The organism is Amycolatopsis albidoflavus, from assembly GCF_039525725.1.
Classification (GTDB): domain Bacteria; phylum Actinomycetota; class Actinomycetes; order Mycobacteriales; family Pseudonocardiaceae; genus Amycolatopsis; species Amycolatopsis albidoflava.
In genome coordinates, this window is sequence record NZ_BAAAHV010000011.1 from 673,345 (window position 1) to 697,795 (window position 24,451).

22 protein-coding genes are annotated in these 24,451 nt (G+C 70.3%); 17 read left to right on the plus strand and 5 right to left on the minus strand.

The genetic code is table 11. The annotated features are described in order from the left end of the window. Nucleotides 1-8: 8 nt before the first annotated feature. The gene (locus tag ABD156_RS17585; RefSeq protein ID WP_037814298.1) at nucleotides 9-596 is read right to left on the minus strand and encodes a TetR/AcrR family transcriptional regulator; all 588 of its coding nucleotides are present in this window, start codon (nucleotides 594-596) and stop codon (nucleotides 9-11) included. A 184-nt stretch (nucleotides 597-780) separates the two neighbouring features. Between ABD156_RS17585 and ABD156_RS17590 the strand changes: the two genes are divergently transcribed. The 4 genes from ABD156_RS17590 to pip are packed head-to-tail and all read left to right on the plus strand — an operon-like array spanning nucleotide 781 to nucleotide 3,647. Next, nucleotides 781-1,113, plus strand: a complete 333-nt coding sequence (locus ABD156_RS17590) for a hypothetical protein (RefSeq protein ID WP_344274003.1) — start codon at nucleotides 781-783, stop codon at nucleotides 1,111-1,113. A gap of 34 nt (nucleotides 1,114-1,147) precedes the next feature. Beyond that, the gene (locus tag ABD156_RS17595) at nucleotides 1,148-1,933 is read left to right on the plus strand and encodes a WXG100 family type VII secretion target (RefSeq protein ID WP_344274006.1); all 786 of its coding nucleotides are present in this window, start codon (nucleotides 1,148-1,150) and stop codon (nucleotides 1,931-1,933) included. Nucleotides 1,934-1,957: 24 nt separating this feature from the next. Further along, nucleotides 1,958-2,686, plus strand: coding sequence for an ESX secretion-associated protein EspG (locus ABD156_RS17600; RefSeq protein ID WP_344274499.1), 729 nt, complete (start codon nucleotides 1,958-1,960; stop codon nucleotides 2,684-2,686). Between the two features lie 13 nt (nucleotides 2,687-2,699). Further along, nucleotides 2,700-3,647, plus strand: coding sequence for a prolyl aminopeptidase (gene pip, locus ABD156_RS17605; RefSeq protein WP_344274009.1), 948 nt, complete (start codon nucleotides 2,700-2,702; stop codon nucleotides 3,645-3,647). 301 nt (nucleotides 3,648-3,948) lie between these two features. On the opposite strand, the gene ABD156_RS17610 is transcribed toward pip, so the two are convergent. Continuing rightward, complete coding sequence (locus tag ABD156_RS17610; protein WP_344274011.1) at nucleotides 3,949-5,148, minus strand: Glu/Leu/Phe/Val dehydrogenase dimerization domain-containing protein; 1,200 nt, start codon at nucleotides 5,146-5,148, stop codon at nucleotides 3,949-3,951. A gap of 121 nt (nucleotides 5,149-5,269) precedes the next feature. On the opposite strand from ABD156_RS17610, the gene ABD156_RS17615 reads away from it, so the two are divergent. The 11 genes from ABD156_RS17615 (at nucleotide 5,270) to ABD156_RS17665 (ending at nucleotide 17,480) form a co-directional block, all read left to right on the plus strand. Beyond that, on the plus strand, nucleotides 5,270-6,196 hold the full coding sequence (locus ABD156_RS17615; protein ID WP_344274013.1) for a LysR family transcriptional regulator: 927 nt from the start codon (nucleotides 5,270-5,272) through the stop codon (nucleotides 6,194-6,196). A 191-nt stretch (nucleotides 6,197-6,387) separates the two neighbouring features. Next, complete coding sequence (locus ABD156_RS17620) at nucleotides 6,388-7,650, plus strand: glutamate-cysteine ligase family protein (RefSeq protein ID WP_344274016.1); 1,263 nt, start codon at nucleotides 6,388-6,390, stop codon at nucleotides 7,648-7,650. Between the two features lie 58 nt (nucleotides 7,651-7,708). Next, nucleotides 7,709-9,058, plus strand: a complete 1,350-nt coding sequence (egtB, locus tag ABD156_RS17625) for an ergothioneine biosynthesis protein EgtB (RefSeq protein ID WP_344274018.1) — start codon at nucleotides 7,709-7,711, stop codon at nucleotides 9,056-9,058. Nucleotides 9,059-9,062: 4 nt separating this feature from the next. Further along, nucleotides 9,063-9,827, plus strand: coding sequence for an ergothioneine biosynthesis protein EgtC (gene egtC, locus ABD156_RS17630; protein ID WP_344274021.1), 765 nt, complete (start codon nucleotides 9,063-9,065; stop codon nucleotides 9,825-9,827). Beyond that, nucleotides 9,824-10,795, plus strand: coding sequence for an L-histidine N(alpha)-methyltransferase (egtD, locus tag ABD156_RS17635; protein WP_344274024.1), 972 nt, complete (start codon nucleotides 9,824-9,826; stop codon nucleotides 10,793-10,795). The genes egtC and egtD overlap by 4 nt, the downstream gene beginning before the upstream one ends. Next, nucleotides 10,788-11,258, plus strand: a complete 471-nt coding sequence (locus ABD156_RS17640; protein WP_344274027.1) for a nitroreductase family deazaflavin-dependent oxidoreductase — start codon at nucleotides 10,788-10,790, stop codon at nucleotides 11,256-11,258. Before egtD ends, ABD156_RS17640 begins: the two co-directional genes overlap by 8 nt. A gap of 25 nt (nucleotides 11,259-11,283) precedes the next feature. Continuing rightward, the gene (locus ABD156_RS17645; RefSeq protein ID WP_344274030.1) at nucleotides 11,284-11,688 is read left to right on the plus strand and encodes an Imm7 family immunity protein; all 405 of its coding nucleotides are present in this window, start codon (nucleotides 11,284-11,286) and stop codon (nucleotides 11,686-11,688) included. 121 nt (nucleotides 11,689-11,809) lie between these two features. Then, the gene (locus tag ABD156_RS17650) at nucleotides 11,810-13,444 is read left to right on the plus strand and encodes an alpha/beta hydrolase (protein ID WP_377926302.1); all 1,635 of its coding nucleotides are present in this window, start codon (nucleotides 11,810-11,812) and stop codon (nucleotides 13,442-13,444) included. Nucleotides 13,445-13,561: 117 nt separating this feature from the next. Continuing rightward, on the plus strand, nucleotides 13,562-14,701 hold the full coding sequence (locus ABD156_RS17655) for an EfeM/EfeO family lipoprotein (RefSeq protein WP_344274033.1): 1,140 nt from the start codon (nucleotides 13,562-13,564) through the stop codon (nucleotides 14,699-14,701). Continuing rightward, nucleotides 14,698-15,858 (plus strand): Dyp-type peroxidase, encoded by a 1,161-nt coding sequence (locus tag ABD156_RS17660; protein WP_344274036.1) that lies wholly within the window; start codon nucleotides 14,698-14,700, stop codon nucleotides 15,856-15,858. The genes ABD156_RS17655 and ABD156_RS17660 overlap by 4 nt, the downstream gene beginning before the upstream one ends. A 17-nt stretch (nucleotides 15,859-15,875) precedes the next feature. After that, complete coding sequence (locus ABD156_RS17665; protein WP_344274039.1) at nucleotides 15,876-17,480, plus strand: phospholipase C; 1,605 nt, start codon at nucleotides 15,876-15,878, stop codon at nucleotides 17,478-17,480. On the opposite strand, the gene ABD156_RS17670 is transcribed toward ABD156_RS17665, so the two are convergent. Then, nucleotides 17,477-18,265: an alpha/beta fold hydrolase gene (locus ABD156_RS17670; RefSeq protein WP_344274041.1), complete on the minus strand. Its 789-nt coding sequence runs from the start codon at nucleotides 18,263-18,265 to the stop codon at nucleotides 17,477-17,479. The genes ABD156_RS17665 and ABD156_RS17670 overlap by 4 nt on opposite strands. Nucleotides 18,266-18,400: 135 nt before the next feature. Continuing rightward, entirely contained in the window at nucleotides 18,401-21,208 is a 2,808-nt protein-coding gene (gene acnA / locus ABD156_RS17675; RefSeq protein ID WP_344274045.1) for an aconitate hydratase AcnA, read from the minus strand. A 380-nt stretch (nucleotides 21,209-21,588) separates the two neighbouring features. Between acnA and ABD156_RS17680 the strand changes: the two genes are divergently transcribed. Beyond that, nucleotides 21,589-22,974: an NlpC/P60 family protein gene (locus ABD156_RS17680; protein WP_344274047.1), complete on the plus strand. Its 1,386-nt coding sequence runs from the start codon at nucleotides 21,589-21,591 to the stop codon at nucleotides 22,972-22,974. On the opposite strand, the gene ABD156_RS17685 is transcribed toward ABD156_RS17680, so the two are convergent. Next, entirely contained in the window at nucleotides 22,964-23,758 is a 795-nt protein-coding gene (locus ABD156_RS17685) for a GNAT family N-acetyltransferase (protein ID WP_344274050.1), read from the minus strand. The two genes, ABD156_RS17680 and ABD156_RS17685, sit on opposite strands and share 11 nt — an antisense overlap. A gap of 110 nt (nucleotides 23,759-23,868) precedes the next feature. Between ABD156_RS17685 and mobA the strand changes: the two genes are divergently transcribed. Further along, complete coding sequence (gene mobA, locus ABD156_RS17690; RefSeq protein WP_344274052.1) at nucleotides 23,869-24,423, plus strand: molybdenum cofactor guanylyltransferase; 555 nt, start codon at nucleotides 23,869-23,871, stop codon at nucleotides 24,421-24,423. Nucleotides 24,424-24,451 lie beyond the last annotated feature (28 nt).

Here is a 24,451-nt window from a genome sequence, read left to right on the forward strand (position 1 = left end):
GTCGGAAGCTAGCTCCGCGCGCCCGGCCGGTGCCGCCGCACGGTCTCCTCGACCAGGTCGAGCACCGGGCCGAGATCGTCGCCGGGCAGGCCCATCGCGAGGTGCGACACGAGCCCTTCGAGCACGAGTTCCAGGAACGCGGTCAGCACGCTGACGTCGACGTCGTCGCGCAGGTTGCCGGCTTTGCGCTGCCATTCGAGCCGGTCGCGGGTCGCCTCGGTCAGCTGCTGCGAGCGTTCCGCCCACCGGCCGCGGAACTCCGGGTCGGTGCGCAGCCGCCGGGACACCTCCAGCCGGGTGCCGAGCCAGTCCGCCGGGTGCTCGCTGTTGCCCGCCAGCAGGTCGCGCATGACCTGGACCAGGCCCTGTTCGGCGACGACGTCGGCCATCCGCACCGCGTCGTCCTCGGCGAGGGCGAGGAAGAGCGACTCCTTGTCGCGGAAATGGTGGAAGATCGCCCCGCGCGACAAACCGGTGGCTTCTTCCAGACGGCGAACCGTGGCACCCTCGTAGCCGTAGCGTGCGAAACACACGCGCGAGCCGTCGAGGATCTGGCGCCGGCGTGCGTCGAGGTGATCCTGGCTGACCCGTGGCATCCTGAAATCCTGACATCGAGGACCGGGTTCTCGCAATCCGTACGTACGTACTGTGACGAGACGGCGGAACGCATGCGCGCCGTCACACTGCCGGGTTCTCGGCTGACACGACCGGGCCGGTTGACTACGCTGTGCACATCACGACTGGCATCTCACGACGTGAGCACCGGGAAAGGGAGCGGCCTTGGTCATCGGCGAGTCGGGCCGTGCGCGCGGCGGTTTCGCCATGGACGCGGCGGAGCTGACCGCCGTCATCCGGCTGTGGGAGGACCAGCTCGGCAAGATCGACGCCGACGGCCGCGCGATCGACGAGATCCTCGCGGTGTTCGCCGCCCCCGGAACCGACCCGGCGAGCGCGGAGTACGCCGCGGCCGGCGCGGATTCGCTGCGCACGCTGCGCGACCAGAACGAGGCGCTGCGCCGGTACGCCGCCGGTTACCTCGGCAAGCTGCGCACCGCGCGCGACCGGACGGCCGAGGCGGACCAGGCCGGCGCCGATCTCGGCCGCGGCCGGTAAGCGGACGACCCCGGCTGCGCACGAAGGGAACCAGGTGGACGGCAAGCAGATCTTCGACAACTTCCGCGGCGGCGACACGTCCGGCCTGCGTGCCGCCGCGGCGAAGGTCCAGGAGCTTTCGGCGGCCTACCTGGAGCGCGCACAGAGCGTGAAAGACCTGCAGGAGCGGATGGCTCGCTCGTGGACCGGCGACTCCGCGGACGCGGCGAAGGCGGGCGCGGGGCCGGTCGAGGCCGGGTTCCGGGAGTCCGCCGACCCGCTCGACCTCACCAGCGCGTCCATGGACACCCAGGCCAGCAGCTTCGAAAGCTCCCGGCACGCGGTCGTCGACGTGCCATCCCGCCCGGAGCGCCCGCAGCCGTGGGCCGGGCCGCTGCAGGCGGTGCTGCCCGCTTCGGCCGCGCCAGTGTCCTTTCAGGACGGAATCGACCGGTTCCACGGCGCGAACGAGAACAACGTCCGGGTGATGGAGCAGTACCACGGCGTCACCGCGAACACGAAACGCGTGCTGCCGAAGCAATACGGCCCGGTCGTCCCCGACAGCGCCGCGGTCCGTCGGACCACTTCGGACAGCACCGCCACGCAAGCCGCCACGAGCCACGACCGCAACGGCCCGGGAGCCGCCGTCCTGCCGACCCCCATGAGCGAACCGTCCCAACGCGGCTCCGGCGCGGCGATCGGCGGCGCCCCCGTCGGGCAGGGCGGCCCAGGCGACGGCCTGCACTGGCGGCCGGACTACCTCCTCGAGTCCGATCCCGAGGGCGCTTTCGGCGTGGACGGTTCGGCGACCCTGCCGGTTCTCGGCGACGAGGAGGAGTAGCCGGTGGCCGATCCGGCGGGCCGAGTGGATGTCCCGGTCGAAGCGCTCGCGGCGCTGGCCGAACGCGAGCAGGTGGGCCGGCTGCACGTGACGCTGCGCCCGGATCCGGCGTGGCTGTCGGAAACCGAACGCGACGAAGCGGCGAAGCGAGTGGACGACGCGCTCGCGCTGGCGGGCTTGGTCGACTCGCGCGGCCGGGCCACAGTGGACTTCCTCGACTGGCTCCCGCTGCTCGTGCGCCCGGTAATCGAGTACTACGGCTGGGTCGCGACCGGCGATCGCACGTACGGAGTGCTCGCCGCGGCCAGCGGATTGCAGGCAGTGCTCGCGGTGTCGGACGGCGAACACGTCGGCGTCCAGGAGATCGACCGTGAACGAGTGCTGGAAACGCTCGTCGAACAGCTGCCCGCGGTCGGCCCGGGCGGCGGGTATGTACGCAGCGTGCGCGTCGCGGACCTGACCGAAGCCGCGCGCCGCGGCGAGGACGCTTTTCCGTTGGACCCGGTGTTGTCGGACGTGCTAACCCTGGTGCAGCGTCCGGTGCACGGCAGCGGAGAGCTGTACGCGGGACGACGCGACGACGTCGGCCGGTACGTCCGGCTGGAAGAACCATTGCACTACGCGGACACGGACTGGGGCCGGTACCTGAGCTACACCGTCGGGGCCGGGCCGGACGCGGAAATCCGGATCGGGCCGGCCGGCCCGGCCGAGCTGTGCGGTGCGCTGCGGGCTCTGGAGCGCACCCTGAACTGAGGGGACGCTCCTGTTGCGCTATCCGGAAATCGAACCGTACGACAGCGGCCTGCTGGACGTCGGCGACGGCCACCACGTGTACTGGGAAACCTGCGGCAACCCGGATGGCAAACCAGTAGCCGTCCTGCACGGCGGCCCAGGAACCGGCTGCAGCGAAGGCATGCGCCAATTCTTCGACCCGGCGCGATACCGAATAGTCCTTATGGACCAACGCGGCTGCGGCCGCAGCACCCCGCACGCAGGCGACACCCTCGACGCACTGAAGGCGAACACCGCCAGCCACCTGATCGGAGACCTGGAACTGCTGCGGGAAAACTTGGACATCGAACGCTGGCAACTCTTCGGCGGTTCCTGGGGCTGCGTACTAGGCCTGGCCTATGCTGAACGCCACCCCGACCGAGTGACAGAAATCGTCATGATGGGCCTGGCCACCGACCGCCAGCTGGAAATCGACCAGCTGACCGGCGGCCTAGCCGGAATGTTCCCGGAGGCTTACGCGAGATTCCGTGACGGCGTACCGGAAACCGAACGAGACGGCGACCTGGCAGCCGCCTACTACCGCCTCCTCACCAACCCGGACCCCGCAGTGCACGGTCCCGCTGCACAAGCTTGGAGCGACTGGGAATCCGCGATGCTCCCCGGCGTGCCACCGTCTCCGAAATTCGAAGACCCCCGCTTCACCCTCGCCTTCACCCGCCTGGTAACCCACTACTTCTCCCAAGGCTGCTTCCTGGAAGACGGCGGAATCCTCCGCAACGCAGGGAAATTGGCCGGAATCCCCACAGTCCTAGTACAAGGAATCCTGGACCTGAGCAGCCTGGCAGGCACCCCCTGGCTACTGGAACGCGCAATCCCGGACGCAGAACTAATCCTGGTAGGCGGCGCAGGCCACACCACCGCAGTCCCGAACATGGAAAACGCCCTAATCACAGCCACGAACAAATTCGCCACCCGTCCGTGAGGGGAACCCTGAGGGACTCAGAGTCCCTCAGGGTTCCCCTCACGAACCACCCACCCGCCCACCAACGAACCCGCAGCCGCCGCACCCAACTCACCAGCACACCCACAAACCGCAGCCGAAGCACCCGACTATCGAGGCACCCACACCACCCCCGCACCCCGATACGAAGCCAAAATGCGGTCTGAGGGTGTTTGTCAAGGCATCTTTCCAGCCTTGACAAACACCCTCAGACCGTCATCACAATCGGGCTTCGGGGTGCCCCACGCAACCCCCAGCGATGTCGCCGCCAGGCGACGAGCCGTCAGGGAATCATCAACGCAGGCACCCCCACAGAGCTAAGCGCCTCCGCATTCCGAGCCTCCCGAGCAGCCTCCGCCTGCCGCAACGCAGTAACCCGAGGCGGAACCCGATCCAAATGCCACTCCGCCAACACCAACGCGACCTTAGCCTGCATCTCAGTCCGCAACCGCAAGAACGAATCCGCCGGATCCGCCCCCACCTCGCCAAGCAACAACCACCAAGCCCAAGCAGCAGCCCCGGCATTGGCGATAAAGTCCGGAATCACCGCAACCCCACGCGCGGACAAAGCAGCCTCAGCCTCAGGCGTAGTAGCAGCATTAGCCGCCTCAACCACCACCTTGGCCTTCACGAGATTCTCATTATCCACCCGCAACGCATAAGAAATAGCCGCAGGAACAAAAATATCCGCCTCAACAGAAACGACAGCCTCCCGAGGCAACAACTGAACCCCGTCAGGCAACCGCCCCCGGTCAACCTCCCCGAACCGGTCCCGCAACTCCAGCAACGCAGGCACGTCCAACCCCTCGGGGTCGTACAACGTCCCAGCAGCATCCGCGACAGCGACGACCTTCATCCCCGCCTCATGCAGGTACCAAGCCGCGCCACCCCCCATAGTCCCGATCCCCTGAATCGCGACCGAAGTCTCGGCAACCCCCCACCCCCACGTATTCGCGGCGCCAAGACAAGCCTGCGCCACGCCATAACCACCAATCACGTCTCCCAGCAACTGCCCCCCAGGAACAGGCGCATTGAGCCCAGCCTGAACCCGCCGAAGCGTCCGAGCCGGATCAGCCGACCGGCGGATGGCAGCGTGGTACGACTGCTCCAGCCCCAGCTTCGCGAAAACCTCGTCGATGAGGTGCTGCGGCACCCCGAGATCCTCCGCAGTCACCCAACTGGCGTCCAGCCAAGGCCGCAGGAACTCGCAGAAGCGGGTGAGCACGCCGGTCGCGCGCGGGTCCTTGGGGTCGAAGTCGATGCCGCCCTTCGCGCCGCCGACCGGGAGGTTGAACGCGGCCGTCTTGTTCGCCATTCCGCGCGCGAGGTCGGCCACCTCGTCGACGGTGCAGCCGGCGCGCATTCGCGTGCCGCCCGTGGCGACGCCGGAGACCAGGCTGTGCACGACCAGGTAGCCGCGCGCGCCCGTGACCGGGTCCGTCCACGTGAGCTTCATCAGCGGTTCGGCGATCCGCGTGTCCATCGAGCCACTCACCTCCTCGGGTCCGCCGGCGGCGCGTGTCGCCGCCTGCTTCCGAGGGTGCTGCCCGATCGGGGCCCGCGTCCATTTACCGAATGTGCACGAAGTTGTTTAGGGTTCGTACATGGAGCTTTCGTTGCACCGCTTGAGGATGCTCCGCGAACTGCACCGCAGGGGCACGGTCACCGCGGCTGCCGCGGCGTTGCATTACACCGCTTCGGCGGTGTCGCAGCAACTCGCGCAGCTGGAACGCGACGTCGGCGCGAAGCTGTTCGAACGGCTCGGCCGCCGCGTGCAGCTCACCGAACTCGGCATTCTGCTCACCGAGCACGCCGAGGAGATCCTGGGGTCGGTCGAGCGCGCGACGCTCGCGCTGGAGGAGGCGCAGGGCTCGATGTCCGCGCGGCTCACCGCGGGAGTCTGGGCGTCCGTAGCGTCCGGTTTGCTGCCGACCGCGCTCACCTCGTTGGCCGCGGATTACCCGGGAATCCAAGTGCGGACGAAGGAACTGGCCCCGGAAGCGACCGCGGACGCGGTCCGGGACGGCACGCTGGACCTGTCGTTCGTCATCGACTACTCCGATGCCCCGATGGAGTGGAGCGACGGGCTGGAGCGCGCGGTCGTCGCGGTGGAACGGCTGCACGCCGCGGTCCCGGCGGGCGCGCTGCCGTCCGCCACGGTGCCGCTCGACGCGCTCGCGGAGCACCCGTGGATCCTGGCGAGCCCTAAGTCCCATTTCGGCCGTGCGATCCGGATTGCCTGCCAGCGGCACGGTTTCCAGCCGAAAATCAATCACGAGGTCGAGGAACAGTCGACCGCGATGGCGATGGTGGGCGCCGGGCTCGGCGTCACCCTGGTGTCGGATCTGGGCCTGCGGCTGCTGCGCCCGCCGGGGATCGACGTGGTCGCGCTCGCGCCGCCGTTGCTGCGGACGGTGTCGATCGCCTATCGCCGCACGGAGATCCGGCGTCCGGCGTTGCATCTGGTGGTCGCCGCGGTGCAGGACGCCGCGGCCGAGCTGGGGCTGGGCACCGAACCCGCCCTGCCTTGATCCGGGGTGCCCCGGATGGAGCAGTGGCCGCGAGTGTGATCTGTTCAGTGAACTCCCAGGTCAACATGGATTACGGGTTCCTTATCGATCGCCGCCGAAGCTTCGCGGCCCTGTTTTTGTCAGACCCCGCGTGTAGCGTCGCGAAGCGACGAGGTCCGGCCCCGCGGACCTCCTGATCCGGACGGCGACAGATGACTGCAGTGCACGATTTTCCGGACAGATCCGGGAGCGCGGCGAACCTGACCGCGCGGGTGCTTGCCGACCGCGCGGAGGGGGAGCAGTACGTCGCTTCGGTGTGTTTCAAGCACGGCCCGCCGAGACTGCTCGGGGTGGAACTGGAGTTCACCGTGCACCACACCGGCGACCCGGTCCGCCCTCTCGACCCCGATGTCCTCGCCACGGCGCTCGGCCCGCACACCCCGCGGACGCTGCGCCCCGACAGCCCCGCGATCCCGCTCCCGGCCGGTGCGCCGGTGAGCCTGGAGCCCGGGTGCCAGGTGGAGATTTCCGCTCCGCCGCAGGCCTCGCTGCGTGATCTGCACGCGGCTGTGGAGGCCGATCTCGCTCATCTCACCGGTCTTCTCGCCCGCCACGGCCTCGAACTCGGCGCCGCGGGCATCGACGAGCACCGGCCGCCCCGGCGCATTCTGCGCACGCCCCGCTACGCCGCCATGGAACGCCGGTTCGCCCCGATCGGGGCGGGCGGCATCACCATGATGTGCAGCACCGCGGGCCTGCAGGTCTGCGTGGACGCGGGCGAAGCCCACGAGGTCGCCGCGCGCTGGGCGGCCGCGCACGCGATGGGTCCGCCGCTTCTCGCGCTGTTCGCGAATTCCCGCGTGCACGCCGGAGCGGACACCGGATTCGCCTCGGCGCGCTGGCTCGCGGTGCTGGAAACGGAACCGGTCCGCAGCCAGTCGCCCGAGCCCGGCGACGATCCGGCGCGCGAATGGGCGCGGCGGATGATGGACACGCCGCTGATGGTGTTCCCGCGCGGCGAACGGCCGTGGGACGCGCCGGAGGGGCTCACCTTCGCCGAGTGGATCGGCGGCCGGGGCGCGGCCACGGTGCTGCGCCGCCCGACGGTCGCGGACCTCGACTACCACCTCACCACGATGTTCACCCCGGTGCGGCCGCAGGGCTACCTCGAACTGAGGTACCTGGACGGGCAGCCGCCGGGGGAATGGCTGCCGCCGGTAGCGCTGGTCACCGCGCTGCTGGCGAATCAGTCCACAGTGGACAAAGTGCGCGAGGTGTGCGCGCCGGCGGCGGGCCGCTGGGTCGACGCCGCGCGGCGCGGAATGGCCGACGCGCAACTGGCGGCGGTCGCCAGGGAACTGGTGGAGCTGGGCGTCGCCGAGCTTCCCGCCACCGGGCTTCCCGACGAGACCGTGCACGGGCTGGCCGCCGGGCTGCGCGCCCGGGCCGCCGGAGTGCCGCGCCAGGACCGATGAGCAGGACCGAGATCACCGCCGGGCCGCCCGGCGAACCGGACTCGAGGAGTCAGGACCGATGAGCACCATCCCCGAACAGAACCCGTTGCTGGAGCTGAGCCCGCAAGACCTGCGGGCGCACACGGCCGCCGCCCTCACCCGGGCGCGCGAGCGCAGCGTGGCCCTCACCGACGCGGTCGACGACGAGGACCTCGTGCGGCAGCATTCGAAACTGATGTCGCCGCTGGTGTGGGACCTCGCGCACATCGGCAGCCAGGAAGAGCTGTGGCTGGTCCGCGACGTCGGCGGCCGGGAGCCGCTGCGGCCGGACATCGACGACCTCTACGACGCGTTCCAGCACGCCCGCGCGGACCGTCCGGCGCTGCCGCTGCTCGGCCCGGCCGAGGCCCGCGCGTACGTGAAGGAAGTTCGCGACAAAGCGTTCGACGTCCTGGAAACCGCACCGCTGGACGGACGGCGGCTCACCGAGAGCGCGTTCGCGTTCGGCATGATCACCCAGCACGAGCAGCAGCACGACGAGACCATGCTGGCCACTCACCAGCTGCGCAAGGGCGAACCGGTGCTGCACGCCCCGGAGCCGCCGCGCGCGCCCGCCCGCAAGCTGCCCGCCGAGGTGCTCGTCCCCGGCGGCCGCTTCACCATGGGCACCACCGCCGAACCGTGGGCGCTGGACAACGAACGCCCGGCGCACGAGATCGACGTGCCCGCGTTCGTCCTGGACACCACCCCGGTCACCTGTGGCGCGTACGTCGCGTTCCTGGAGTCCGGCGGTTACCGGGAGCAGCGGTTCTGGAGCGAGCCCGGCTGGGCGTACCTGCAAGAGCACGACATCACCGCGCCCCGGTTCTGGCGTCGTGAGCCGGACGGCTGGTGGCGCACCCGCTTCGGCGTGCACGAGCGCGTTCCGGAGAACGAACCGGTCGTGCACGTTTCGTATTACGAGGCCGAGGCGTACGCGCGCTGGGCGGGCAAGCGGCTGCCCACCGAGGCGGAGTGGGAGAAGGCCGCCCGGCACGACCCGGCGAGCGGGCGGTCGCGGCGATTCCCGTGGGGCGACGAGGAACCGACCGCCGAGCACGCCAACCTCGGACAGCGCCACCTGCGCGCGGCCGAGGCGGGCGCGTATCCGGCCGGCGCGTCGCCGCTGGGCGTGCACCAGCTGATCGGCGACGTCTGGGAATGGACGAGCACCGATTTCCACGGCTACCCGGGCTTCTCGGCGTTCCCGTACCGGGAGTACTCGGAGGTCTTCTTCGGACCGGAGTACAAGATCCTGCGCGGCGGGTCGTTCGGCACCGACGCGGCGGCGATCCGGGGCACGTTCCGCAACTGGGACTACCCGATCCGGCGGCAGATCTTCTCCGGCTTCCGGTGCGCGCGCGATCCGCGCCCGGGCGAGGCGGGCTAGCCGGATGTGCCGTCATCTCGCCTATCTCGGCGCGCCGGTGTCCCCGGCCGAGCTGATGTTCGCCGCGCCGCACGCGCTGCTCGTGCAGTCGTACGCGCCGCTCGACATGCGCGGCGGCGGTTCGGTGAACGCCGACGGCTTCGGCCTCGGCTGGTACCCGGAGCCGGGCGCGCCCCCGCAGCGCTACCGTCGCCGCGAACCGTTGTGGACCGACCAGACGCTGCCCGCGCTGGCCGCTTCGGTGCGCACTCGCGCGTTCGTCGCGGCGGTGCGCAACGGCACCACCGGCATGCCGGTCACCGAAGCGGCCGCCGCGCCGTTCCTGGAGGACCGCTGGCTGTTCAGCCACAACGGCGTGGTCCGCGGCTGGCCCGGTTCGATGCGCGGGCTCGCCGGACGGCTGGACGTCACGGAGCTGTTCACGCTCGAAGCGCCGACGGATTCCGCGCTGCTGTGGGCACTGCTGCGTGCCCGGCTGCACGCGGGGGAGGAGCCGCTTGAAGCGGTGACCAGCCTCGTGCGCGAGGTCGAGGCAGTCGCCCCCGGCTCCCGGCTGAACCTCCTGCTCACCGACGGCGAACTGCTCGTCGGCACCGCCTGGACGCACGCGCTGTCCGTGCGCCGCACCGAAACCGGCGTGGTGCTGGCGTCCGAGCCGTGCGATCCGGACCCGGCCTGGACCGCCGTGCCTGATCACCACGCCGTGCGCGTCACCGCGGCCGGCGTCGACGTTCTTCCCCTGACCCTGGAACGGAGCACCGCCCGATGACCGAAGCGGACCTGGAGAGCCATCGCCGCGACGTGACGGCCGAACTGCGCGCGGATGTGCGCGAGGGGCTCACGGCCGACCCGAAATGGTTGCCGCCCAAGTGGTTCTACGACGCCGAAGGCAGCAGGCTGTTCGAGAAGATCACCGCGCTGCCGGAGTACTACCCGACCCGCAGCGAACGCGAAGTGTTAGCGGACCGGTCGGGCGAGATCGCCGAACGCACCGGCGCGCACACGCTCGTCGAGCTGGGGTCCGGGTCGAGCGAAAAGACCCGGCTGCTGCTGGACGCGCTCACCGCGCACGGCACGCTGGAGTCGTTCGTGCCGATGGACGTGTCGGAATCCGCGCTCGCCGAGGCCGCGGCCGCGATCACGGCGGACTACCCGAAGCTGGAGGTGCGCGGGGTGGTCGGCGACTTCACCCAGCACCTGCAGCTGCTGCCCGGCACCGCGCCGCGCGTCGTCGCGTTCCTGGGCGGCACGATCGGCAACTTCCTGCCCGGCGAACGCGCCGAGTTCCTGCGCTCGGTGCGGGACGTGCTCGGCGAAGGGGAGTGGCTGCTGCTCGGCACCGATCTGGTGAAAGAACGGGAAACGCTGGAGCGGGCGTACGACGACGCTGCGGGCGTCACCGCGGCCTTCAACCGCAACGTGCTGCGCGTGATCAACGCCGAACTGGGCGCGGACTTCGACCCGGACGAGTTCGACCACGTCGCGCACTGGGACGCCGAGCACGAGTGGATCGAAATGCGGCTGCGCGCGCGGAGCCGGACGCAGGTGCGCATCCCCGGCGCGGACCTGATAGTGCCGTTCGCCGAGGGCGAGCACATCCGCACCGAGGTGTCGGCGAAGTTCCGCCCCGGCGGCGTCGAGGCGGAGCTGAACGCCGCCGGGTTCGCGCTCGAACAATGGTGGACAGACTCACAGCAGCGGTTCGGGGTGAGTTTGGCAAGATCAGTGCGTGCGTAACCCTCTCGCGGCGCTCGCCCGCAAGCTCGGCACCCAGCCCAGGCTGATGGGCGCGTCGCGCGCCGTCATCGCGACCGACCGGCAGCTGCACCGGTGGTTCGGCGGCCGGATCAGCCTGGTGGGCCTGGCCGGCCTGCCGTCGCTGCGGCTCACCACCACCGGACGGCGCAGCGGCCTGCCGAGGAGCACGAACTTGCTGTACTACCCGCACGGCAGCGAGTTCGTGCTCACCGGCTCCAACTGGGGCCGCCCGAAAAACCCGGCGTGGACCCACAACCTGCGCGACAACCCGACCGCGACGGTCGCGCTGCGCGGCCGCGAGATCGAGGTCAAGGCGCGGGAACTGAAGGGCGCGGAGTACGACCGGATGTGGGCGGAGCTGCTGGAGTTCTGGCCGGGCTACGAAATGGAACGCGACACGGCGGGGCGGGAGCTGCCAATATTCGTTCTCACCCGCTGCTGAGCGGGTCGTGAAGGGGGGAGAACGGATGTACAAGTTCCATGGCTGGTTCGACCTGGCGGAATCCCCGGGCGAGCCCGAGTGGGGCGAGGAGAAGTTCGACGAGCTGATCGAGGACGTCCGCGAGCGTGTCGACGCGGTCGACTGGATGTCCGGCGAAGCGCGGCTGAAGGTCTTCAACGGCATGTTTGTCTTGTGGGTGAACGGCATGCCGAACCACACCGGGGTACACAGAGCCGAGCTGGACGAACTGCTGGGGTACATCGCTCGGGTGCTTCCCGGTTCTCACGGCATCTTGTACGAGTGGGACGAAGAGTCGAGCGAGTGGCCCTGGCCTTACGGTTACCGGGTCCGGGTCATGGCGCGCGGCGAGATCACCGTCCGGACGGACCCGTTCCTTTCGCCGCTCCAGCCGGTCGTCGAGGACCCCTGATCGGCGGTCGCTCGGCAGACCCCCGCACTTCCTCCTTTTGCCGGTGCCCGGCTTGGCCGGATTATGCCAGTCTCGGTGACGCCCCGTAATCAGACGGGTGCGCAACCAGGGGAGAATCCACGTGCGCGGATCGAAAAGAGCACGAACCGGAGCACTGGTCGCGGCGATCGCGACCGCACTGACCGGGTTGGCGGGCACTGCCGTCGCGGCGCCCGCCGGCCCGGCGGCGCAGGCCCGACCGGCCAAACCCGCGGAGATCGCGCGCACCGCGCCGGTCAAGTGGGAGGACTGCACCAAAGAACAGCTGCGCGGCGTCCCGGAAGACCAAGTGAAGCTGTACAGCTGCTCGCTTTACCGCGTGCCGATCGACCACGATGACGCGTCGCTCGGCAGCATCGACATCGCGCTGATGAAGCGCGCCGCCAAAATCCCCGGACAGCGGATCGGGTCGCTGTTCCTCAACCCGGGCGGCCCGGGCGGGTCCGGGCTGCGGATGCCGATCTCCGGCGACCGCTTTTTCCGCCCGCAGGTGATGGACCGCTTCGACCTCGTCGGGTTCGACCCGCGCGGCGTCGGCGCCAGCAATCCGCTGCGCTGCTTCACCACGGCCGAGGACGCCCAAGACGTCCAGAGCCAGCTGCTGCCGGTTCCGTTGTCGCGCAAGGAAATCTCGAGCACGCTCGCCGGGTACCGCGACTACGGCCAGTTCTGCCGCCGCAACGCCGGGGCGCTGCTGGACCACATGTCCACCCGCGACGTCGTGCGCGACCTCGACCAGCTGCGCGCCGCGGTCGGCGACCAGCAGCTGACCTACACCGGGTTCTCCTACGGCACCCTCGTCGGGTCCACCTACGCCGCGATGTTCCCGAAGCAGACGCGGGCGATCGTGATCGACGGGAACGTCGACCCGCAGCTGCGCACCAACGACGGCGTCACCTACGACCTGGCGCGGGCGCAGGGCTTCGAGATCGCGCTCGACGGCTTCCTCAAGCGCTGCGCCCAAGCCGGCGGCAAATGCGCGTTCAGCGCGGGCGACCCGCGGGCGAAGTTCGACGAACTGCGCGAGCACGTGCGGACCGACCCGATCACGCTGCCCGGCGGCCAGAAGCTGGACCTGGCCAGGCTGATCGGCGCGGCGTCGAGCGCGATGTACTCGCCGGACTCGTTCGGCGAGCTGGCCGAGGGCCTGCAGCAGGCGTACTCGGTGCTGCACCCGTCGCTGCAGGCCCAGTCCGCGCGGAACGCCGCCCTTTCCGCCGGCCGCGGCGGTCTGCTCGACCTCGTCCCGGACAGCCCGTACGCCGGCAACGACTCGTACCTCGCGGTGAACTGCGCGGACAAGCCGATGCGGATCAAGCAGGAGCAGGTGCCGGGCATCGCGGGCAAGGCGGACCGGGAATCGCCGACGTTCGGCCGCTACCAGGTGTTCTCCGACATCGCCGCCTGTCCGGTGTGGCCGGCCGCGAAGACGTCCGACCCGTACCGCGGGCCGTGGCGCGCGAACACCGCGACGCCGGTGCTGGTGGTCAGCAACTTCTACGACCCGGCCACGCGGTACCGGTTCGGCCAGCGGATGGCCGAGGAGCTGGGCAACTCGCGGCTGCTGTCGGTCGACTCGTTCGGCCACTGCATCCTCGGCAGCGCGCGGGGCGTGGACGACGCGACCGCCGCGTACCTGATCGACCTGAAGGTGCCCGCCGACGGCCAGGTGTTCCAACCGGATCGGCAGCCCTTCACCCCACCCGCGAAGGGCTGATCGGTTGATCTATCGGTCGATCTTCTGCCAGAACCGGGCATAACGGCACAACCCTCTTGTCAGCGGTCGGCGGATCGGTGAAAGTGTCCGCCAGAAGTTCACCTGAGGGGAGTTGACGTGCGGCGCTGGGCGGGCGGGTTCGGCGCTGCCGCGGTCCTTGCCGGGACCGCGGTGCTCGCCGGTTGCTCCGGCTCGCCCGCCCAGCCCGGTCCGGTCCCGGTTTCGCGCTCGGCCTGCGGCGACGGCTGGACCGCGCCGCCGGCCGGGCCGCAGACCCTGCAGGTCCGCAACGACGCCGCCGTCACGATGGAAATCGACCTCGTCGACCCGGCCACCGGCACGGTCTTCGGGGAGCTGGAAGGCGTCGGCCCGGGCACGACGCGCGCGTTGCCGGTGAACTTCGCCAACGGCGCGTACGCCCTGCGCTGCGCGCCCGAGGACGGCACGCCGTTCGTCGGCCCGACGGTCCAGGTCACCGGCGGCGCGGACCGGCCGGGACCGGCGGTGGTGCCGGTGACCAACGCCGATTTGCTCGGGCCGCTCAAGCAGTACCACGGCTACGTCGCCGACGGCCTCGGCACGCTCACCGGCCAGACCGCCGCGCTGGCGCAAGCCGTCCGTTCCGGGAATCGCGGTGCGGCGCAGCAGGCCTGGCTCACCGCGCACCTCACTTATGAGCGGCTCGGCGCGGCCTACAACGCCTTCGGGGATTCGGACGGCGCGATCAACGGCACCGCCGCGGGGTTGCCGGAAGGGACCGCCGATCCGGGCTTCACCGGATTCCACCGGCTCGAGAACGGCTTGTGGCACAACGAAGCGATGCCCGCGTTGAGCCCGGTCGCCGACCAGCTCGACCAAGCCGTCCAGAAGCTGCGCACGTCGTTCGCCGACGCCCAGATCGACCAGAACGACCTCGGCCTGCGCGCGCACGAGATCATGGAGAACACCCTCCAGTTCGAGCTGACCGGCCGCACCGACTACGGCAGCGGCTCGAACCTCGCGACCGCGGGCGCGAACCTCACCGGCACCCGTGCGGTGCTCGACGTGCTGCGTCCGCTCCTGATCACCCGGTTCCCCGGCTTGAAGGACCTCGACGCCTGGATCGCCCGCACTGATAGCGATCTGCGGACTGTCGCTGGCAAACCACTGTCCACCTTGGACCGGAAACAGCGGCAGCGGATCAACGCCGACGTCTCCGAGCTGACCGAACGCCTGGCCCCGGTCGCGGCGATCGCGGAGCCGAGGAGGACCTCGTGACCCTGGGTCGGCGCGCGTTCCTGCGCGGAGCGGCCGCCGCCGGGGCGGGTGCGGGCCTGGTCGGGCTGTCCGGAAGCGCGACGGCAGCCGGGGGAGCGGCGCCGTTCCACGGTCCCCGTCAGACCGCCGTGCTGGCGGAACCCGCGAGACATTCGATCGTCGCCGCGTTCGACGTCGTCGCCGAGAACCGCACCGAACTCACCGCGCTGCTCAAGGAACTCACCGACCGCGCGCGGTTCCTCACCAGCGGCGGCGCGCCCGCGTCGGTCGGGATCACCGGACCGCCCGCGGATTCCGGCGTGCTCGGCCCGGAAGTCCCGAAAGGACAGTTGTCGGTGCTCGTCGGCGCCGGTGCGTCGCTGTTCGACGACCGCTACGGGCTCGCCGCGCGCAAACCGCCGAAGCTCAAGCAGATGCCGATGTTCCCGGACGACGCGCTCGATCCGCAGTGGTGCCACGGGGATCTGAGTCTCGTGCTCAACGCCGCCGAACCGGACACTGTGCTGCACGCGTTGCGCGACATCGCCCGCGCGACCCGGGGCGGGATGCAGCTGCGCTGGAAGATCGACGGGTTCAGCTCGCCGCCGCGTCCGGCCGGGACGCCGCGCAACCTGCTCGGCTTCAAGGACGGCACCGCGAACCCGGCACCGTCCGAAGCGGACAGTCTCGTGTGGACGGACGACGGCGGCAGTTACCAGGTCATCCGGCTGATCCGGATGCTGGTCGAGTTCTGGGACCGGGTGTCGCTGTCGGAGCAGGAGAACATGATCGGCCGCCGCCGCGACACCGGCGCGCCGCTCGACGGCGCGGCCGAGCAGGACGCGCCGCGCTACGCCGAGGACCCGATCGGCACGGTCATTCCGCTGACCAGCCACATCCGGCTCGCGAACCCGCGCACCCCGCAGACCGACGGACAGCGGATCCTGCGCCGCGCGGTCAACTACGACCGCGGCCTGGACGCCAACGGCAACCTCGACATGGGCCTTGTCTTCACCTGTTACCAGCGCGACCTCGAGCAGCAGTTCGAGGCCGTGCAGAAGCGGCTCGCCGGAGAGCCGCTCACCGACTACGTCTCGCCGTTCGGGGGCGGGTATTTCCACCTGTTCCCGGGCGTGACGGATCCGGCCGACCACTACGGCCGGGCAGTGCTGGGCTGAGCGGAAGGAGTTCTGCAGTGAAGCGGACCAGGAAGCGGGCCACCGCGGCGGCCGCGCTGGCGGCGACCGCGGCGCTGGCCGCGGCGTGCGCGAGCAGTGCGGCGTCGACCTCGGCGCCGGCGCACGCGATCGCCGCCGAGACGTTCACGACGTCCACGCCGATCAAGAACGTCGTGGTGATCTTCGGCGAGAACATCTCCTTCGACCACTACTTCGGCACGTATCCGAACGCCACCAACGAAAACGGCACCCCGTTCCACGCCGCGCCCGGCACCCCGAAGGTCAACGGTCTCACCCCGGACCTGCTGCAGCACAACCCGAACGCCTACAACCCGAAGCGGCTCAGCCCGGACCAGGCGCTCACCTGCGACCAGGCGCACGACTACAAGAAGGAACAGGCCGCGTTCAACGGCGGCAAGATGGACAAGTTCGTCGAGTACACCGAGAAGGACAAGTGCACCGGCCAGCCCGTGCTGTTCGGCGAACCCGGCCTGGTGATGAACTACTTCGACGGCAACACCGTCACCGCGATGTGGAACTACGCCCAGCATTACGCGCTGAACGACAACTCCTTCAACACCGTCTTCGGCCCGTCCAGCCCCGGCGCGATCAACCTCGTCTCCGGCCAGACGCACGGCCTGCAGCCGGTGGATTCGGTCACCGGCGAGCCGAAGGTCGACCCGCACACCGCGGCCTCGCCGGACTCCCGCGGCGTCGGCACGATGATCACCGACCCGGACCCGGCGTTCGACGACTGCTCGGACAAGAACCACACCGCGAAGGACAACCTCGGCGCGTTCCAGGGCCGCAACGTCGGCGACCTGCTGAACGCGCGCGGCGTCACGTGGGGCTGGTTCGAGGGCGGCTTCCGGCCCACCGGCGAGGCGAACGGGTACGCCGTCTGCGGGACTAAGCACCCGAACGTGGGCGGCCAGGCGTCCGTCGACTACAGCCCGCACCATCAGCCGTTCCAGTACTACCAGTCGACCGCGAACCGGAAGCACCTTCCGCCGTCCTCGCTGCACGCGGTGGGCCAGCCCGACCAGGCGAACCACCAGTACGACGTCCGCGACTTCAACGACGCCCTCGCCGCGGGCACCATGCCCGCGGTGAGTTTCCTGAAGGCGCCGGAGTACCAGGACGGGCACGCGGGCTACTCGGATCCCTTGGACGAGCAGGCTTTCGTGGCCGACGAGATCAACCGGATCCAGGCGTCGCCGCAGTGGAAGAACACCGCGATCGTGCTGGCGTACGACGATTCGGACGGCTGGTACGACCACGTCGCGCCGAAGATCCTCAACGGCTCGCACGATTCGGCCCAGGACGCTTCGGTGTGCACGTCGAAACCGGTGAAGCTGGGCGGCTTCGCGGATCGGTGCGGCTACGGCCCGCGGCTGCCGCTGCTGGTGATTTCGCCGTACAGCAAGGTGAATCACGTCGACCACACGATGACGGACCAGACGTCGGTGCTGCGGTTCATCGAGGACAACTGGCACCTGGGCCGCATCGGCGGCGGCTCGTTCGACGCGATGGCGGCGCCGTTGACCGGGATGTTCGACTTCTCGCAGCCGAAGGCGAAACCGCTGAAGCTGGACCCGAAGACGGGCGCGGTGGCGGGTTAGCCGCGCAGGAATTCGTCGAGCAGATCGCCGAACTGTTCGGGTTGTTCGAGGTTGACCGGGTGCCCGGCGTCCGGCACGCGGATCCAGCGCGTGCCGGGTGCTTCGCGGTCGAGCAGTTCGGCGGTCCGCACGATGTCGGAGGAGTCGAGTTCGCCGGTGATCACGAGCGTGCGGGCCCGGATCTCGGCGACCCGGTCGACCGCGCGGAGTTCCTCGGCGGTCACCGGCGCGGAGCGCTCGCGCGCGATGGTCTCCCGCACCATCGAGCGGCACGCCTCCCGTACCGCCGGATCGACCTCGTCCGCGCTCCGGTGCGGGCCGTCGACCCACGACCGGAGCAGGCATTCGACCACCTGCTCGCGGCTGGTGGCCGAAGCCATCTCCCGTTCGAGGCCCAGGATGTAGGGATCGCGGAACTGCATCCCGCTGAGCCCGGGGGAGGAGAGGACCAACGCGCCGACGCGATCCGGATGCGCGAGCGCGAAGTCCGCGAACACCCGGCTGCCGAACGAACAGCCGACCAGCACCGGCTGCTCGACGTCGAGCGCGTCGAGGAGTTTCGCGGTGTCCTCGTGGTGGGAGAACGCGGATTCCGCACTGGTCGACCCGCCGTGGCCGCGTCCGTCGTACCGGATCACGCGAAAATCTTCGGCGAACCGCGCGAACTGCGGGTCCCACATCGCGCGGGTCATCGCGCCCGCGTGCAGGAACACCACCGGGCGGCCGGAACCTCGTTCCTCGTAAGCGAGTTCGCCGTCGCCGAGCGCCACCGTGCCGACCGTCATCGTCGCCCCCTCCGAAGGTCCCGCCTTCGAGCGTAGCGGCCGAGGCTGACCGCACCGGACTGTTTTCCGGACCCCGGAAACGCCGGAAGCCCGCCCCCGCGAAACGGGAACGGGCTTCCGGACCGGATCAGACCGTCAGGACTGCGTCATCTTCCGCAGCACGTACTGCAGGATGCCGCCGTTGCGGTAGTAGTCCGCCTCGCCCGGGGTGTCGATGCGGACGACCGCGTCGAACTCCACCTTCGACCCGTCGTCCTTCGTGGCGGTCACGTGCACCGTCCGCGGCGTCTCGCCGTCGTTCAGCTTCGTGATGCCCTCGATGTCGAACGTCTCGGTGCCGTCCAGCTTCAGCGACGACGCCGACTCGCCCGCCGGGAACTGCAGCGGGATGACGCCCATGCCGATCAGGTTGGAGCGGTGGATGCGCTCGAACGACTCGGTGATGACCGCGCGCACGCCCAGCAGCGACGTGCCCTTGGCCGCCCAGTCGCGCGACGAACCGGAGCCGTACTCCTTGCCGCCCAGCACGACCAGCGGAGTGCCCGCCGCCGCGTAGTTCTGGGCCGCGTCGTAGATGAACGCCTGCGGCGCGCCTTCCTGGGTGAAGTCGCGGGTGTAGCCGCCCTGCACGTCGTCCAGCAGCTGGTTGCGCAGCCGGATGTTCGCGAAGGTGCCGCGGATCATGACCTCGTGGTTGCCGCGGCGCGAGCCGTAGGAGTTGAAGTCCTTGCGCTCGATGCCGTGCTCGACCAGGTACTGCGCGGCCGGGGTGCCCGCCTTGATGGCGCCGGCGGGGGAGATGTGGTCGGTGGTGACCGAGTCGCCCAGCTTCGCCAGCACCCGGGCGCCCGAGATGTCCTGCACCGGGGCCGGTTCGGCGGCCATGCCGTCGAAGTACGGGGGCTTCCGGACGTAGGTGGACTCGGCGTCCCACTCGAAGGTCTTGCCCTCCGGGGTGGGCAGCGACTTCCAGCGCTCGCCGCCGTCGAAGACGTCGGCGTAGTCCTTGGTGAACATCTCCTGCGTGATCGCGTAGTCGATGGTCTCCTGGATCTCCTGCGCGGACGGCCAGATGTCCTTCAAGAAGACGTCGTTGCCGTCAGTGTCCTGGCCCAGCGGCTGGGTCGCGAAGTCGAAGTCCATCGTCCCGGCCAGCGCGTAGGCGATGACCAGCGGCGGGGACGCCAGGTAGTTCATCTTGACGTCCGGGTTGATCCGGCCCTCGAAGTTCCGGTTGCCCGAGAGCACCGAGACCGCGGTGAGGTCGTTCTCCTGGATCGCCGCGGAGATCTCGTCCGAGAGCGGGCCGGAGTTGCCGATGCAGGTGGTGCAGCCGTAGCCGACCAGGTGGTAGCCCAGCTTCTCCAGGTACGGCCAGAGGTTGGCCTTGGTGTAGTAGTCGGTGACGACCTGCGAGCCCGGCGCCATCGACGTCTTGACCCACGGCTTGACCGACAGGCCCTTGTCGACCGCGTTGCGCGCGAGCAGCGCCGCGCCCAGCATGACCGACGGGTTGGAGGTGTTGGTGCACGAGGTGATCGAGGCGATCACCACGGCGCCGTGGTCGAGGATGAACTCGCCGCGGTCGGCGGTCGACACCTTGACCGGCTTGGTCGGGCGCCCGGTGGCCCCGTTCGCCGCGGACTGCACCGGCACCGCGGTCTCGTCCTTGAACGACAGCGCGGCCGGGTCGGAGGCCGGGAAGGTCTCCTCGACGGTCTCGTCGACGTTGGTGTGCGGGGTGGGCTGCTCGTCCTCGGCGTAGTCGTGCACCGACTTGCGGAACGAGGACTTCGCGTCGGTCAGCTCGATGCGGTCCTGCGGGCGCTTCGGGCCGGCGATCGACGGGACGACCGTCGACAGGTCCAGCTCGAGGTACTCCGAGTACTGGGCCTCGTGCGCCGGGTCGTGCCAGAGGCCCTGCTCCTTGGCGTACGCCTCGACCAGCGCGACCTGCTCGGCCGAGCGGCCGGTGAGCTTGAGGTAGCGGACGGTCTCGTCGTCGATCGGGAAGATCGCCGCGGTGGAGCCGAACTCCGGGCTCATGTTGCCGATGGTGGCGCGGTTGGCCAGCGGCACCTGCGCGACGCTCTCGCCGTAGAACTCGACGAACTTGCCGACCACGCCGTGGCGGCGCAGCATCTCGGTGATCGTGAGGACGACGTCGGTCGCGGTGACGCCGGCCGGGATCTCGCCGGTCAGCTTGAAGCCGACGACGCGCGGGATCAGCATGGAGACCGGCTGGCCCAGCATGGCCGCCTCGGCCTCGATGCCGCCGACGCCCCAGCCCAGCACGCCGAGGCCGTTGACCATGGTGGTGTGCGAGTCGGTGCCGACGCAGGAGTCGGGGTAGGCCTGGCCGTTCCGGGCCATCACGGTGCGCGCCAGGTGCTCGATGTTGACCTGGTGCACGATGCCGGTGCCCGGCGGGACGACCTTGAACTCGTCGAAGGCGCCCTGGCCCCAGCGCAGGAACTGGTAGCGCTCGCGGTTGCGCTCGTACTCGATCTCCACGTTGCGCTCGAAGGCGTCCGCGCGGCCGAACACGTCGATGATCACCGAATGGTCGATGACCATCTCGGCCGGGGCGAGCGGGTTGACCTTGTCCGGGTCGCCGCCGAGCGCGGTCACGGCCTCGCGCATGGTGGCCAGGTCGACCACGCAGGGCACGCCGGTGAAGTCCTGCATGATCACCCGGGCGGGCGTGAACTGGATCTCGATCGACGGGTCCGCGTTCGGATCCCAGCCGCCGAGCGCGCGGATGTGGTCGGCGGTGATGTTCGCGCCGTCCTCGGTGCGCAGCAGGTTCTCGAGGAGGATCTTCAGGCTGTAGGGCAGCCGGGCGGCGCCTTCGACCTTGTCCAGGCGGAAGATCTCGTACGAGTTCTCTTCCACCTGCAAGGTGTCCTTGGCGCCGAAGCTGTCCTTGCTAGGTGCAGTCACGTCTAACTCCAGTGGCATGGATTCCACGCCGCCGCCGGCGTGTCCTCCCGGGTCAGTTCGGTGTCGTTCTCCGGGTCGTCGGGTCGACCCAGGCGAGTGTCGCGCACCCCCACCGTAGAACCGGAACCGGGAGGGCACACCTCGTCCGTCGCCCCAAACAGTACGCGTGTCCTGTATTTCGTTCAAGACGACACACGGAGTGACGTGCGCCATCCGGACACGCCGCTCCGCCAGGTCCCCCGAACAGGGGAAATGATCTCCGCGGTGTGTAAGTTCTTCCTGTTGCTTGTGATAGTGGTGTGACTGCAGTGGTACGCGGTGTGTCCGTGCTTGTCCGAGACGGCGCGCGGGCGGCCGGCGAGCGGAGGTGGCGGGGCGTGATGGCCAGGCGGGGACGGTCCGGGACGGCGGGTGCGCCGGCGCGCGGCGCCGGAGCCCGGCGCGGCCTGACGGTGGCGACGGTCGCCCTGGTCGCGCTGCTCGGCGCGACCAGCACCGGGCTCGCGGTTCCCCCTCCGCCGCCGAACCCGAGCGACTCCTCGATCGATTCGGCCAAGGGCGACGCCAACGCGAAAGCGGGCGAGGTCGGGCGGCTCACCAACCAGCTCGCGCAGGCCGAGCAGAAGCTCAGCTCGCTGCAGGACGACGTCGAGCTGAAGCAGGAACAGGCCATGAAGGCCCTGGTCGACCTGCAGACCGCGCAGGACGAGGCCACCCAGGCGCAGAACGACGCGAAGTCCGCGCGCCAGGAGGCGGACGCGGCGGTCGGCGCGATCGAGAAGGCCCGCGCGGACGCGAAGAAGTTCGCCGCCGCCAGCTTCGAGCAGGGCAGCACGATCGGGTCGGTCTCGGCGTACCTGACGTCGGACAGCCCGAAGGACCTGCTTGCCCGCGCGCAGCTGCTCAACGCCATCGGCGGCTCGCGGATCAACGCGATGGACCGGCTCCAGCAGGCCCAGACCGACAAGGCCAACAAGGACTCCGCCGCGCGCAAGGCGCTGGAGCTCGCGCAGCAGAAGCAGGACGCGGCCACCCAGGCCAAGGGCGCGGCGGACTCGGCGCAGTCCGCCGCCGTGTCCGCGCAGCAGGCCCAGGCCGCGCAGAACACGCAGCTGGAAGCCAACAAGAACTCCGTCGAGCAGCAGCTGTACGCCGCGCAGGCGAAGGTCAACGGCCTGCAGGGGCAGCGCCAGCGCTACCAGGACTGGGTCGCGCAGAAGCAGCGCGAGGACGAGGAGCGCGCGCGGCAGGCGGCGCTGCGGGCAGCCGCGGCGGCCAACAACAACGACGACGGCGGGGACGACAACGGCGGCGGAAGCCGCGGCCGTCCGTCCCCGGCGGCGGGAAGCTCGATCGAAGCCGTGATCGCGCGGGCGCTGTCCAAGGTGGGCATGCCGTACGCGTGGGGCGGCGGCAACGGCAGCGGCCCGACCCGCGGCATCCGCGACGGCGGCGTGGCCGACCAGTACGGCGACTACCGCAAGATCGGCTTCGACTGCTCCGGCCTGATGATCTACGCGTTCGCCGGCGTGCAGGGCCTGCCGCACTTCAGCGGCTACCAGTACACCTCGGGCCGCCGGGTGCCGCTGTCGCAGATGCGCCGCGGCGACATGCTCTTCTGGGGCGGTTCGGGCGGCATCCACCACGTCGCCCTGTACCTGGGCAACGGGCAGATGGTCGAGGCCCCGCAGTCGGGTTCGTACGTCCGCGTGGTTTCGGTCCGGTACGGCGGGATCATGCCGTACGCGACGCGCCTCATCGGCTGAGCGGGCTCCACACGTAAGGCGTCGTTTCGGTGACCGCGGTGAAGCCCAGCCGTTCGAGGATCGGGCGGCTGGTAGGCAGCGCGTCGACCTGCAGGTAGTCCACTCCGCGAGCCCGCGCCGCGCCGACCCGGTGCGCCACGAGCGCGCGGTACAGGCCCCGTCCGCGCCATTCGGGCAGCGTCGCGCCGCCCCAGAGCCCGGCGAATCCGGTGCCGGGCACCAGTTCCAGCCGGGACGCGGCCACGAACCGGCCGTCCGCTTCGGCGACGACGTGCGTGGTGGTCCCGGAGTCGGCGCGGGCCCGCGCGAGCAAGTCCGCGGCGACGGCGGCCTCGTCGTGCCCGAACACCGTCGCCGAGAGCGTCGCGATGCGCAGCAGGTCGTCGTGGCCGCCGGCCTCGCGCACGACGATGTCGGCGGACGGCGGGGCCGAGGCGGCGACATCGTCCAGCGGCGCGATCAGGACGGTTTCGGTCTCCTCCGGGGCGAAACCGGCGGCCAGCAAGCGTTCGGGAAGGTCCGCGGGCCGGTCGTGGCCGCGGGTTTTCCATTCGAACTCCTCGCCGCGGGCGGCGAAAAACGCGCGCTGGCGGGCGATCAGCTCGTCGAGCGCGGCGCCGGTCACGCCGAGGTCGGGCGGGCCGGAGACGAAACCGCGGCGGCCGCCGGTGAGGCGGGCGAGCGGGCCGTCGAGAGTCAGCTGTTGTCCGGGTTCGGCCTGCGTCAGCTCGGCTTGGCGGACTTCGCGGTCGTAGGCGGCGAGCAGCCGCGCGGCGTCGGGCACGTCGGCAACCTAACCCGAGCGTCGCCGGAGCGCGCGCGGGTTTTCGCGGCGGAGAGCAGAGCACCCACCCCCCGCCGCTTCCTCTTTCCGGCGGCGGGCACCCTGAGGCCATGACTGAACGCCCCCGGTTCGCGGGGATCGTGCTCGCCGGCGGGTCCGCGCGCCGGCTGTCCGGAGTGGACAAACCGGAGCTGCGGGTCGGCGGGATCTCGTTGCTGGGCCGGGCGGTCGAGGCGCTGGCCGGGGCGGATCCGGTCGTGGTGTGCGGGCCGCAGCGACCGGGGTACGACGTCGTCTGGACCCGTGAAGCGGTCCCTGGCGGGGGGCCGGTCGCCGCGCTGGCCGCGGGACTGGAGGCAGCGGGGGACGCCGAGACCGTCGTGCTGCTCGCCGCTGATCTCCCTGGCATCCGCCGCTCCACAGTGGACCGGCTGAGGTCCACTGTGGGCACAGCAGACGGCGCCGTCCTCGTTGACGCGGCGGGGGAGCGGCAATGGCTGGTGAGCGCTTGGCGCACCGCCGCGTTGCGCGAGGCGATGCCAGCGCATCCGGAGAACGCGTCGCTGCGCCGGACGCTCGGCGGACTGCGGATCGCGGAAGTCGCCGCCGAGCCCGGCGAGAGCGACGACATCGACACGCCGGAGGACCTGGAAAAGCATCGCTGACAGGGGCTTCACAGCTGTCACACCGGCG

Excerpts from the sequence above, each read along its gene's own strand:
- ABD156_RS17680 (WP_344274047.1), top strand. The coding sequence starts at position 21,589 with ATGGCCAGGCGGGGACGGTCCGGGACGGCGGGTGCGCCGGCGCGCGGC.
- ABD156_RS17620 (WP_344274016.1), top strand. The coding sequence starts at position 6,388 with ATGACTGCAGTGCACGATTTTCCGGACAGATCCGGGAGCGCGGCGAAC.
- egtD (WP_344274024.1), top strand. The coding sequence starts at position 9,824 with ATGACCGAAGCGGACCTGGAGAGCCATCGCCGCGACGTGACGGCCGAA.
- mobA (WP_344274052.1), top strand. The coding sequence starts at position 23,869 with ATGACTGAACGCCCCCGGTTCGCGGGGATCGTGCTCGCCGGCGGGTCC.
- egtC (WP_344274021.1), top strand. The coding sequence starts at position 9,063 with ATGTGCCGTCATCTCGCCTATCTCGGCGCGCCGGTGTCCCCGGCCGAG.
- egtB (WP_344274018.1), top strand. The coding sequence starts at position 7,709 with ATGAGCACCATCCCCGAACAGAACCCGTTGCTGGAGCTGAGCCCGCAA.
- ABD156_RS17615 (WP_344274013.1), top strand. The coding sequence starts at position 5,270 with ATGGAGCTTTCGTTGCACCGCTTGAGGATGCTCCGCGAACTGCACCGC.
- ABD156_RS17585 (WP_037814298.1), bottom strand. The coding sequence starts at position 596 with ATGCCACGGGTCAGCCAGGATCACCTCGACGCACGCCGGCGCCAGATC.
- ABD156_RS17610 (WP_344274011.1), bottom strand. The coding sequence starts at position 5,148 with ATGGACACGCGGATCGCCGAACCGCTGATGAAGCTCACGTGGACGGAC.
- ABD156_RS17670 (WP_344274041.1), bottom strand. The coding sequence starts at position 18,265 with ATGACGGTCGGCACGGTGGCGCTCGGCGACGGCGAACTCGCTTACGAG.
- ABD156_RS17645 (WP_344274030.1), top strand. The coding sequence starts at position 11,284 with ATGTACAAGTTCCATGGCTGGTTCGACCTGGCGGAATCCCCGGGCGAG.